The following is an 11,770-nucleotide window of genomic DNA, read 5'->3' as shown; positions in this document are numbered from 1 at the left end:
GTTCTGGCACTCCCCCTTTGCTTGCTTGCGTATCGCCAAGGCGGCCTTCTTATTCTTTTAATCTTTATCAGTCCTCAACAGGCGGATGCGTTTGAGTTTAGCGATCTGTGGTTGACGCCAGATCAGCAAGCTCAGCGTCAAGTCCAACAAGGTAACTACGATATTGCCGCGCAACTGTATACGTCTCCGCGACACAAAGCCGATGCACTTTACCGGTCAGGGAACTATGAGCAGGCGGCAGAACTTTATTCTCAGTTTGAAGACGCCGAAAACCTTTATAATCTAGGCAACGCCCGTGCGCGCGCGGGACAACTACCTGAGGCGCTCGAAGCATATGAACGATCACTTGAGAAAGCGCCACTCAATGAGCAGGCTCTCGCAAACAAAGCAATTATCGAACGCATGCTAGAAGAGCAAGAACAGGCTGGAGGTCCGCCAAGCGAGCAATCCGAGGGTCAAGATTCTCAGCAAAGCTCTGAAACCAATTCTGACCAACAATCTCAACAGCAACAATCCCAACAACAAGGACAGTCATCAGAAGATACAAATAGTCAGGAAAGCGGCCAACGTTCGAGCCAAGAGCAAGACGAAAACCAACAAGATCAAGCGCAGCAATCAACGTCAAACACCACCGACAACACAGCTCAGAGCGAAGATGAAGCGCAACATTCACAGGCGATGCCTGAATCAACGAGCGATATTGAGCAAATGAATCAGCAGGCTCAGCAGTCTCAAGGAGGTTCAGAGAATTCAGACCCCAGCGCGAAAAAAGCTGAAAGCCTAGCCGATACCAATCTCACCCCAGAGCAGCGAAAGGCGCTTGAGGAACCAACACCAACCGAAAACCAATCCATGGCAATAGAGGAGTCGCTTTCTTCGGAAGAACAACGCTCCTATGAGCAGTGGATGCGCCGCGTACCAGACGACCCATCCGGTCTGTTGCGTCGTAAGTTCGAGCAACAAGCGAGAGAGCGCAGTAGAGAACATTATTCAGAGGAACCACTATGGTAAACCGCGTCCCGTTCCTGTCACTTAGGGCCAATCTATTAGCCCTGCTCTTCTTGCTTGGGAACGCCTTGAGTGCTTCAGCAGCGACGGAACTCAATCTGAGCGTTGATAAGAACAAGCTCTATCAGAATGAGATTCTGAACCTCACAGTGCAAGTGAATTCAGAGCTGGATTTCAGTCTTGGTGGCTTGATGAATTTTGGCGGAGCGCAAGTCGAATCACCTAGTTTCGAGGGCATTGAGCAAGACTGGGAAATCATTGATAAACAGCAAAGCTACAATATGCAGTCCATAAACGGCAAAACGCAAAGCCTCATTACATGGCGTTATGCGTTAAGCCCAAAGCGAAGTGGCGTGTTACAAGTTCCACAAGCGACATTTCAGGATTCGACCAGCTCCCCGATAAACATCGACGTCATTGCGGGGAATCGTCCACGCGACGAATCGAACCCTCCGCCCGTTTTTTTGAAGGCGAGTATCGACAAACCCTCGCCTTACTTACAAGAGCAGATCATTTACACGCTCGAGCTGTATACGCTTGGGGAGGCTCGCGGCGATATGAGTGAACCAACGCACCCAGATCTTATCATTGAGCCTCTCGGAGAGACGAGCAAGACCTATAAAATGCGTTTTAACCAACGCTACGAAGTCTATGAGCGCCGTTACTTGTTATTCCCTCAAAAGAGTGGGCCTTTAACCATATCCGCTCAAGAATTCAGCGGCGCCGTTGTCGATGCGCGCACCCGGCGACGCGGACGGGCAAGAGAGCTTTCAAACGAAGTTGCCCTCCAAGTTAGACAACCACCAAGCACATTCAGCGGCGAAACGTGGCTACCCGCTACGAGTTTGTTCATCAACGAAACATACGACCCTGATATCACCGAGATTAAACAAGGCGACTCGATCACAAGAAAGATCAGCATTTCCGCGCTAGGCCTACTCGGATCAGCACTACCAGAGTTGCCAGCCCCTTCTATTAGCGGAATGAAAATTTATCCAGATCAAGCTCAGGTGAACGCAAGCGAACATGCGCAAGGCGTTCAGAGCTCGCGTCTTGAAACACAGGCAATGGTCGCGATTTCTCCAGGCGAATACACACTGCCCGCCATTAAGCTCAAATGGTGGGATACAGTGAATGATCGAGAAAGAACCGCTACGGTTCCAGAGCGCGTCATTACGATACTTCCTGACGAATATGCGTCCCACTCTCAGCAAAACACTGAGAAGAATGCGCCGCCGCTTGAAATGAATGACGTTCTTCCTGAATCCGATAATGGCACCCTCGGTAATACGCCAATCATTACACCAATTACCGAGGACGATCACGGCGCCGTGACAGCAGAATCAGCCAGCGGCACGTTATGGATCTACGCAACCTTAACGGCGCTTACGTTGTGGGCTATGCATGCTGCATACCTTTATAGAAGGCTCAGTCGTCAGCCCGCTCCAACAGCCCCTCACGAACTGCATTCAGGCACAGAAGCAGAGGCGCAACTTTCGACACTAAGCGATCGGCTAACCGACGCAGTAAAATCCAATGACCACAGCCTCGCAGTTAAGGCCAGACATTGGTTCGAATTGCTTTCAGAGTTGGCGCCAACAATCAGTCAAGACATAGAGGCAGAATTTAGGCAACTAGTGAGGCTGTTTGAAGCCGCACACTTCGCGAAAGAAGCTCAGGAACTAGACAAGGAAACCAAAAACAGATTAACCAAATTAGTCGTCGATACCACCCGCAATGCAGAACAGAGAACCAAGCGTAATCCGAGCAATAAAGGACTCGCACCCTTTTACCCTGCTTGATGTTGTTATACTACAATGATTCTTTTAAGGTCATAACCTGTCATGAATTGTCACGAATTCTGCGGCGCTTGCTGCATCGCACCGCAGATATCCAGCGCACTCCCAAACATGCCAGATGGCAAGCCCGCAGGGGTTCGCTGTATTAACTTGGATCAGCAAAACCGCTGTACTGTATATAAACAGCGCCCGGATGTCTGTCGCAACTTTCGCGCAGAAAAAGACACCTGCGGCGCAAACTTTGATGAGGCTTTAACGTTGATAGGAGCGTTAGAAAAGGCTACTTCATCTTGACGAGTAAGCGCACCAAGAAGCTCTATTTCCAGAACCTAAACCCCAGAAACAAAAAAGCCTCGCTAAGAGCGAGGCTTCGAATATGCGATCAGATCAAAGATCAAAGTTGAAGCGTTTCAACCAAAACAGCTTTAATAACAAAGCCCGCAGCACCCATTCCAAGCGCAGCAAAAAGAACAACCGTGCCGAACTTACCAGCGTCAGACTTCTTTGCCAAATCCCATACGATGTAAGCCATATAAGCGATAAGAACTGTAATTCCAATCGTCAGGCTCCAAGTTTCAAAAGTCTCTACAGACATATAAACACCTATTAATAGATCAACAAGAAATTAAGATTGCGCGCATTTTAATTGATCGAGATCAAATTACCATCGAAATTGGTGTGAAATTACGTTATAGCGAACATAACTGTCATAAAGGATGTCTATAGCCCAGCGGGTGCGGAATACTTTGGCAGGTAGGACCGCTTACTACTGTCGATAATTACGGTCGATAATTACGATCGATAATTACGATCGATAATTACGGTCGATAATTACGGTCGATAGTAACGCCGGTGAATACTTTCTGCCGTAGCGCCGCGCCAGTAGGAAAAACGGAGTTTCCACATTAATACGACAGTTCTCCAAAAACCTTCTGTTCGCCATTTTCGAGAAGATGTCTTAACGAAGGCATTGAGTAAAAATGGCTTTGAACGCGCCTTCAACGATTTTGAAAGTTCTATATCTTCCATCAGGGGTTGTGCAGGAAAGCCGCCTACCCGATGAAATTCTTTGGACTGAACAAACTGGGTCTGATCCCCTGTTGATATGCCAAACAGTCGTGAGCGCAAGTTGATCATAAAACTCAACATCTTGTACTCCCAACCTAGGCTATCAAACCTGACACGACAAAACCCCCAAACCCTATTCTGATGAGTAAACCGCTTAAGCTCGATTGCGAAGTCATGTTCAATGCGTGTATCTGCATGAAGGAAAACAAGCACCTGACCGGAGGCGAACGATGCCCCGTAATTCATTTGGTGAGCGCGACCACCTTGCGGCGAGCGCACATGCTTAATGAGTGTACCTATTGAGGCGCAGTCTTTTACGAGCGCATCAACTATCTTTGGTGTTCGGTCACGGCTATTCGCATCGACCACAATAAATTCGACTTCTGACCTCAAAAGAGCATCTTGCCTATTCGCCAACGCCGGTTTTTTGGGCTCTTTCGGGAAAAAACCGCAGAAAGCACTATGAATGCACTGCTCTATTTGTTCCTCTTCATTGTGAACAGGAATGATGATCGAAAAGAGAGGTGCAGTGATACCTTCTTCGAAGTTAGCACCGCATTCACCCAATTCTGTCACAGCGCGCCGCCGCAGCTACTGCCTTGCCCGGCTGTACAGCCAAAACAATGCTCCGCAACGATGATCGATTGGCCATCCAAAGGTGTATTTAGTAGCTCACGTATATGCATCGCGTTTCTATCTGACGCAATCACATCATTGCGTTTTGAACGAATCGGCAGCTCTAGCATCTGATTAAAATCACAGTCATACAGAAAGCCCTGCCAATCGACACTAATGGTTGTGCGACACATTACCTGCTCAAGATTCGCCTCGCTGTACGCTTCTTTAAGCAGATCCATATATTGCTCAAACTGCCCTTTCGATAACAGAACGCTACCAAAACGTGCGATGGGCATATTTGTAATCGTGTAAAGATCGTCAAAATTGATGGCAAAATGTTCCGACAAATGTCGCTGATAGTCTGCTCTTAACGCGGATTGTGGCGGTGGCAGAAAAGGGCCGACCGGGTTATAAACTAAACTTAACTTAAGATTCGGATCGCCACGGCCATAACCGAGTTTATTGAGCAGGGCTAAGGCCTTAATGCTGCCATTAAAGGTGCCTTTGCCTCTTTGTTTATCGACATTGTCTTCCGTGTAGCAAGGTAACGAGGCCACAACCTCAACCTGGTTTTCAGCAAGAAACTCGGCCAAGCCCTCTTGCCCTGGCTCCAACAAGACGGTGAGGTTGCACCGGTCCATTACATGCACTTTCCGTACGCGCGCCTCTTCGACGAAATAACGAAAATGTGGATTTAGCTCCGGTGCCCCACCCGTTAAATCCAGTGTCTTGATACCATGAGCATCGATTAGTGCAAGTAGCTCATCAATGGTCTCCTTGGACATTAACTCTTTGCGGGTAGGTCCTGCATTCACATGACAATGTGTGCAGCTTAAATTGCAAAGATAACCGAGATTAACCTGAAGTGTTGATATCTCTTTCCTCTGGATGCTTGGAAACTCTGAATCCATTAATCTCGGTTTTACATCCAACATTCAAACAACTCCATTGAAAATTATTTTAGGCTTACTAGCGATCTAACTTTGAACACAACGCAATTAAAAAGTTCCCAGAGGGACGCAAAATCACTCGTGCGTGCTTCGAAATTCCGATGGTGTCTGATTAAACCAACGACGAAACACGCGTGAAAAATTTGAGGTGTCAGCATAGCCGACCTTAAGAGCAATCTGCTCAATACTGAGTTCGTCTGAGGATAAATACCAAACCACCAGTTCTTTCCGCACCTCATCTAACAACGTTTGATAGCTAGACTCTTCATTTTTTAGCTTTCGTATAAATGTACGTACCGACACAGCAAAATGCTCTGCGGCCTCTTCTTGTAATGGGAATTCGCCACCGCATCGTAGCAGGAAGGTTTTTACGCGTCTCGAAAAAGCACCACCTTTTACTTCTTGCTGTAATAGCTGCTCGCACTCCCTAAGTGCATTTCGATAGGCAAATTCGTCCACCGTGAGGCATCTTTGACGAAGGGTGTCCTCAGGAATCACAAGCTCCAAATGTTGACTATTCAAACTAAAGGTTACATTGGGAAATTTTTGTTGGTATGCATCGGGATGCGGCAACTCTGCTAAAGGCAACTTTACCGTGATCGCTGTATTGTTCACTCCGGTGGTCTTGGCAATCAGGTCGACAAACGATGAAAGCAACACTATCGAGACGAATAGTCGCAATGAATCCAGATCGAACTTCTCGACCACTCGAAATATCGTCTGGCCCTCCATCACGTCACTTTCAATGCTAATGATGGCGATGCGCGTAGCAATCATCTTGCGCACGAGCTCAAAGGTATCCTTTACCGTTGGAGCAGCTAACGCGCCATAACCAAGCGGTCCGTGCGAAGAGGCCTGACTAATGCTTGATATCCCAAGCTCCAAGGGCAATCGGTCATCCGCCTCTAAAGCCTTGAGCTGGGCACGCTCTAGTAAACGTCGAAACTGCTCAAAACTGATGAAGCTCTGGCTTTCCAAAAGACTCACCCAGCTAAGGCTATTACCTTTGAACAATTCAGAGGGTTCTGTACCTAAATTACGTAGGTGCGCTACCAGCAACCGTGCATAGCTAGGGTGAATAGAAGGTAAGAGGTAGTCAGTATTACTCGTCATGATTGGCAGAATATGACGAAACACTGCCACTTTCAACGCTTATTTCTCATTGCTGTTAGTGTTTCAATAACATCCACAGCAAGCATTTCGTTAGTGCTAGCAACGCGCACGAATGTATTGCAGACAACAAACAATAACGACAAACCTGCACGGAGAACAAATATGTCTGCTGGCACTTTTACTGCACCAACCGGTGAAACCTACACGGACAAAAAGCGTCACGCATGGATGGTTTCGCTCATGATTCCGGCGCTCGCCATTGCAGGGCCTTTACTCTACAACAATACCCTGAATGAATGGTTTCTTTGGATGTTTATCGCATTTTGGTACGTGCTGTTTCCAATCATCGACTTTGTAATGGGAGAGGACACAAGCAATCCACCGGAAGCGGTCGTTCCACAACTTGAAGCAGACCCGTATTACAAGCTAATTGCACGCATCCATGTCCCTATCGTCATCGCCGTGTTCATATATATCGGTTGGTTTGTTGCAAACACTGATTTAAGCGCGGGCGGATACATCGCCTCAGCGTTAACTGCAGGCTATATCGGCGGGCATGGTCTTAACATTGGCCACGAGCTGGGGCACAAAAAGAATAAGCTCGATCAATGGCTAGCGAAAATCGTACTAGCACCGGCCGCTTATGGTCACTTTTTTGTTGAGCACAACCGAGGGCACCACAAGATGGTCGCGACTCCCGAAGATCCAGCCTCTTCGAAAATGGGGGAGAATATTTACAGCTTCGCCCTGAGAGAGCTTCCTAATGCGATCATTCGCGCGGCTAAAATTGAACATACGCGTTTAACGAAAGAGGGTAAGAACCCGTTTTCGCTGCGCAATGAGTTCATTCAAACCTTAACAATGACGCTCGTGTTTTATATAGCGATGGGTTTATGGCTTGGGCCTGAAGTGGTGCCATACCTTTTTATTGCTGCATTTTGGTCTATGTGGCAGTTAACGTCTGCCAACTACATTGAGCACTATGGGTTGCTGCGCCAAAAGCTTCCGTCTGGGCGATATGAGCGGCCACAGCCCCACCACAGCTGGAATAGTAACCACATCTTTTCTAATTGGGCCCTTTTCCATCTTCAGCGACATTCGGACCATCACGCAAATGCTACACGGGCATATCAATCATTACGCCATTTTGACAACTTACCGTCATTCCCAAACGGTTACTTTGGTATGTTCTCTGTGGCGTATATCCCCTGGCTTTGGTTTAAAGTTATGGATAAGCGTTTAGTCGAGGTTGTAGACGGAGACCTTAACCAGATCAACATGCTTCCTAGCAAGCAAGAAAAGCTCGTTGCGAAATACCAGCTTACTCGACAATAGCAAATGCGCGCTTAAAACCAAGCGATGCTTAGAGTGTGCTCAAAAGGCCTTTGGGTAAACCCGAACACACTGAACAAAGTAGTGTGATAACGAGAGAATAGCTCTTCGCTTGGGTGGCGTCTCTTCAAAGCTCTGGAGCGACGGCGCACAACCCGCTCAGTGCCGTCGCTGTCTTGAATATCACCTATGCTGTACTATTATTGGGCGACATTAAACTATTTAATCCCCCCGCAGGATAAGATTTTTGGCTTTGAACAGCGCGCGTTTTTTTGGGTTAGCATCACTTTTAAGCTTTGGTTTGGCCGCGTGCGGTTCTCCTGAGGCCATTCTCCCGGATCGATACAGTGAGACCGACCAGTTCGTCTCCATCATCAAGACAAGCATTGCACGAAACCCCGACCTTGCCCTCGTTAACGATATCGACCACTCACGTTTGGCGGTAGAAGCTGGATCCTCCATGGGTCCCGCGCGGGTCGTTCTTTTTTCAGATGTTCAACTAGAGACGGCGATGATCCGGCTCAACCCCTTAGTCGCGCTCGATTTACCAATGAGAGTGCTGGCTTATGAGTCACCAGACGATGCTAGCTCAAAACTTACCTATAATTCGTTTGACTACATCTCCTCTCGATATCAGCTTGCAGACAACACAACGAAAGACGTCAGCGCGCACTATCGGGACAACATAAAACATGTACTGGCGGGCACGCCCTCAAGTGCCTTAGTCCAGCTTGAAGATAACCGCATGCAGCCTGATGGGATCGTCACTTTTGACAGCCCATACGATTTTGATAAGACCCTTGAAATTATCTATGACGCCATAGACGCTCAGGACGACACGGTTCGATTTGGGGCCGTAGATTTCCAAGCAAATGCCAAGGCGATTGGCGTAGACCTTCTTCCCGCTTATCTCATTTTATTTGGCGGTCCGGCACCGGGTGGTCAAGCAATGGCTGATGCGCCCACTCTGGGGCTAGACGCCTTTTGCCAAAAATTTCTTGTATGGACAGACCCACAAGGTATTACGCACCTATCGTTTAACGATCTACTTGCAATAGCAGACCGGCAGAATGTACATAAAGCGATTGCTCTAAGGGTTATTAACAAGAGGCTATCAACCGTTTTTGGCGATGCTTTGGACGCAGATTAGCCCGCGCAATGCTCCTTCGATCATCAGCAAGCTCCATTTTTTACCGTCATATTTCGCAGCTAAACCCGACCGAAAATCGCGAGGGAATGTATTGAAAGCGCCGCAAAGCCAATCATTCAAGCGGAACTAATGTGTATAGAACAGAGCCGACAGCTCGCATCTTTGGCGGTTCAGCCGCATGACGTTTAGGCAGATTGTGTGAAGTCGAGAGTACAGGTCGATAGTAAATGACGATAGTAGCGAGAAATCAAAGGAAGACTTTGCAAAACGAGAGAAAGGCAATCAATAGATTACCACACACTGTTAGGACAAGGATGTAGTACTTAGCGGCCGATAGGTGTGCTTGATGCTAGAAAAAACGCAACACCCGAGGGCGTTGCGTTCTTTGATTTGAAATCGACTCAGAAAGCCTAAGAGCACCGAATATATTTTGCTCGCCTTAGGCTCTTTGGGAGCCGTTGTACGGGATTAGTTACCAACCCCACCTGTGTTTTGAGGAGCGCTTTCCGGCGTCACGGTAGGCCAGTCCTTGAAGGTCGCCAAGTGCTTTTTAACTGCAGCTTGAGCCGGACCAAAGGCCCACATTTTTTGCCCCATCCAACGCAGATACATGCCAGACTCTTCGGCAGCCCTCTCAAATGGATCACGACGCAAGTTGAACAGCAGCGGCGCATTCAGCTCTTCCTTTGGACCACTCCATCCATGGTTTTGCACAACAAAATGCGCCTTCCAATCTCCGACGCGAACGGCCTGAAGTTGGTCTCGCTCATAGTAGTAAATCTCCTTACGGTTAGACTCGCCTTTACCAGTCAACATGTCTGTTTGATTGTAGCCGTCTAGATGCGCCTTAAAGCCTTCATAACCTTTCAGCATTTTCTCTTTCAGGTCGGCAGGACCGCCCGCTGCTGCAACAAGTGTCGGTAACCAATCCATGCCATCAAAAATACCATTTCCAACAGATCCCTCAGGAATCTTACCAGGCCAGCTCACTAAGGCAGGCGCTCTTACACCACCTTCCCATGTTGTGCCTTTCTCTCCGCGATAAGGCGTCATTCCGCCATCTGGCCAAGTCATAATCTCTGGGCCATTATCTGCGGTAAATATGATGATGGTGTTGTCAGCAATACCTAGCTCCTCTATTTTGGCGAGCATCTCTCCGACATGGTCATCGAGGTCCTTCATAACGACTTCTTGCAGGCCCCAACCATTTTGTCCAAGCATGGCTTCGTACTTAGGAGATAAGTGCGTCCATACGTGGCCACGAGACGGACAATACCAGGTGAAGAACGGCTTCTTCGCCTCAACTGCGCGCTCAATAAAGTTGATAGTGTGCTTGTTCACTTCGTCGTCTAAGGTGCGCATTCGCTCGATAGATAGCACGCCGTCATCCTTGATGGTCTGGCCACCTTTACTGTCTGATTTTGCATGAATCACATTGCGCGGAGCGAAATCATCCAACGAGCCATCTTTTGGCCAATCTGGGTCTTCGGTGTATTCCATTGCATTTAGGTGGTACAACCAACCCCAGTATTCATCGAAGCCATGCATTGTCGGCAAAAATTCATCTCGATCGCCTAGATGATTTTTTCCAAACTGCCCAGTGACATACCCCTGCTTTTTCAAGATCTCGGGGAGCGTCGGTGTCTCTGTGCTTAATCCAACAGGCCCTCCAGGCAGTCCAACTGAGTGCATGCCTGTGCGCACCGGCAACTGTCCCGTCAAAAAGGCCGAGCGGCCAGCGGTACAAGACGGCTGAGCATAGTAGTCGGTAAGAAGCATTCCCTTCTCGGCGATGCTATCGATATTAGGTGTTTCACTGCTCATCACACCATTGTGATAAGCGCTCAGATTCGAGATCCCAATATCGTCAGTAAATATGACAAAAATATTGGGCTGGTCTTGAGCAGACCATACCGTGAGGGAAAAACTACTCAATACACACACAAAAAGTAGATGGAGAATCAATTTCATATAATATCCTTACGCTGTTTCAGATTGCTCTTTGTGAATCATTTTTATACCGACCAAACCAAAGCCGAGCTCCAGTAACAAATAAACGAATAGCAACCAATGCGGCATGCCATCCAACAACAAACTTAACGCGCGGCCGGCCGCTAGACCGATCATAAACACAACGAGGCTGTAGAGCGCAGGAAGACGATATTTCTGATTGAGTGCTCCGGCCGCCCAAAATAGCGCAAGCGCCATGTAAAGACCCATTACGGCACGAAAAATATGCGTTACGTTGACCGAGCCTGCATCAATTCCAAAAAGAAAATCGAGAGAAGTGGCCGGTGCATAACCGTAGGAAAGAGCAATAGGCGTCAAGCCGATTACCGCAACAATCAGAAAAATACTTTGTGGGGACATATCTACCCTCGAAAATCGCGTGAACTTTGAAACGAATATAGTCTGAAACCCCGATTATACAAGTGAGCCCCATGTAAAATTGATCAAAGATCGGTGCACTGGCAGTGCTCTAATTGAAAAGCTCTTTGATAAATGCAAGGCAGCTCGTTGATTCATGTTTTGGCCCCACCAACGAGTTTGTTTTACACGTAAAAGTCTGTAACAACAATTAGAAGGTTTTTACACGCGGCACGCGATATGCGTTGAGCCCTTCACGATTTTTTCGTTTGGCTATGAGGCCGCTTTGACAAAGATACTAACCTCTCAAGATCGGCTCAATCTGATTGGCTGGGTATAATCACACTAACGTTAATCTGTTCACC

General features: G+C 47.8%; 11 protein-coding genes. 5 read left to right on the top strand and 6 right to left on the bottom strand.

The genetic code is table 11. The annotated features are described in order from the left end of the window. The 3 genes from A3751_RS05945 to A3751_RS05935 form a co-directional block, all read left to right on the top strand. The coding region (locus A3751_RS05945; RefSeq protein ID WP_156492279.1) for a tetratricopeptide repeat protein at window positions 1-1,011 on the top strand (1,011 nt) is incomplete at its 5' end. After that, window positions 1,005-2,810, top strand: coding sequence for a BatD family protein (locus A3751_RS05940; RefSeq protein ID WP_068453351.1), 1,806 nt, complete (start codon window positions 1,005-1,007; stop codon window positions 2,808-2,810). The genes A3751_RS05945 and A3751_RS05940, both read left to right, overlap by 7 nt. Before the next feature lie 42 nt (window positions 2,811-2,852). Further along, on the top strand, window positions 2,853-3,101 hold the full coding sequence (locus A3751_RS05935) for a YkgJ family cysteine cluster protein (protein WP_068453349.1): 249 nt from the start codon (window positions 2,853-2,855) through the stop codon (window positions 3,099-3,101). A gap of 100 nt (window positions 3,102-3,201) precedes the next feature. Here the strand turns inward: A3751_RS05935 and A3751_RS05930 are convergent, their stop codons facing one another. The 4 genes from A3751_RS05930 to A3751_RS05915 form a co-directional block, all read right to left on the bottom strand. Next, a complete protein-coding gene (locus tag A3751_RS05930; protein WP_068453347.1) occupies window positions 3,202-3,402 on the bottom strand; it encodes a DUF2788 domain-containing protein in 201 nt (66 codons plus the stop codon). A 236-nt stretch (window positions 3,403-3,638) separates the two neighbouring features. Continuing rightward, window positions 3,639-4,451, bottom strand: a complete 813-nt coding sequence (locus tag A3751_RS05925) for a TIGR04283 family arsenosugar biosynthesis glycosyltransferase (protein ID WP_197466200.1) — start codon at window positions 4,449-4,451, stop codon at window positions 3,639-3,641. After that, window positions 4,448-5,428 carry an arsenosugar biosynthesis radical SAM (seleno)protein ArsS gene (arsS, locus tag A3751_RS05920; protein WP_068453345.1) on the bottom strand — a complete coding sequence of 327 codons (981 nt, stop codon included), beginning with the start codon at window positions 5,426-5,428 and terminating at the stop codon, window positions 4,448-4,450. The genes A3751_RS05925 and arsS overlap by 4 nt, the downstream gene beginning before the upstream one ends. A gap of 90 nt (window positions 5,429-5,518) precedes the next feature. Beyond that, window positions 5,519-6,586, bottom strand: a complete 1,068-nt coding sequence (locus tag A3751_RS05915; RefSeq protein WP_068453343.1) for an AraC family transcriptional regulator — start codon at window positions 6,584-6,586, stop codon at window positions 5,519-5,521. A 132-nt stretch (window positions 6,587-6,718) separates the two neighbouring features. Here A3751_RS05915 and A3751_RS05910 point away from each other — a divergent pair, with 132 nt between their 5' ends. Beyond that, window positions 6,719-7,891 (top strand): alkane 1-monooxygenase, encoded by a 1,173-nt coding sequence (locus A3751_RS05910; protein ID WP_068453355.1) that lies wholly within the window; start codon window positions 6,719-6,721, stop codon window positions 7,889-7,891. A gap of 244 nt (window positions 7,892-8,135) precedes the next feature. Then, window positions 8,136-9,038, top strand: a complete 903-nt coding sequence (locus A3751_RS05905) for a DUF302 domain-containing protein (protein ID WP_068489967.1) — start codon at window positions 8,136-8,138, stop codon at window positions 9,036-9,038. A 468-nt stretch (window positions 9,039-9,506) separates the two neighbouring features. Here A3751_RS05905 and A3751_RS05900 read toward each other — a convergent pair whose 3' ends face one another. After that, window positions 9,507-11,009, bottom strand: a complete 1,503-nt coding sequence (locus A3751_RS05900; RefSeq protein WP_068453339.1) for an arylsulfatase — start codon at window positions 11,007-11,009, stop codon at window positions 9,507-9,509. A gap of 9 nt (window positions 11,010-11,018) precedes the next feature. Further along, entirely contained in the window at window positions 11,019-11,408 is a 390-nt protein-coding gene (locus tag A3751_RS05895; RefSeq protein ID WP_068453337.1) for a DUF4345 domain-containing protein, read from the bottom strand. Between the last annotated feature and the right edge of the window lie 362 nt (window positions 11,409-11,770).

It is taken from the genome of Oleiphilus sp. HI0080 (assembly GCF_001635135.1).
Note: the sequence above shows the minus strand (reverse complement) of the source record. Positions and strands in the feature narration are given on the sequence as shown.

Coding starts and splice junctions, on each gene's coding strand:
- A3751_RS05940 (WP_068453351.1), top strand. CDS start 1,005: ATGGTAAACCGCGTCCCGTTCCTGTCACTTAGGGCCAATCTATTAGCC.
- A3751_RS05935 (WP_068453349.1), top strand. CDS start 2,853: ATGAATTGTCACGAATTCTGCGGCGCTTGCTGCATCGCACCGCAGATA.
- A3751_RS05930 (WP_068453347.1), bottom strand. CDS start 3,402: ATGTCTGTAGAGACTTTTGAAACTTGGAGCCTGACGATTGGAATTACA.
- arsS (WP_068453345.1), bottom strand. CDS start 5,428: ATGTTGGATGTAAAACCGAGATTAATGGATTCAGAGTTTCCAAGCATC.
- A3751_RS05910 (WP_068453355.1), top strand. CDS start 6,719: ATGTCTGCTGGCACTTTTACTGCACCAACCGGTGAAACCTACACGGAC.
- A3751_RS05900 (WP_068453339.1), bottom strand. CDS start 11,009: ATGAAATTGATTCTCCATCTACTTTTTGTGTGTGTATTGAGTAGTTTT.
- A3751_RS05895 (WP_068453337.1), bottom strand. CDS start 11,408: ATGTCCCCACAAAGTATTTTTCTGATTGTTGCGGTAATCGGCTTGACG.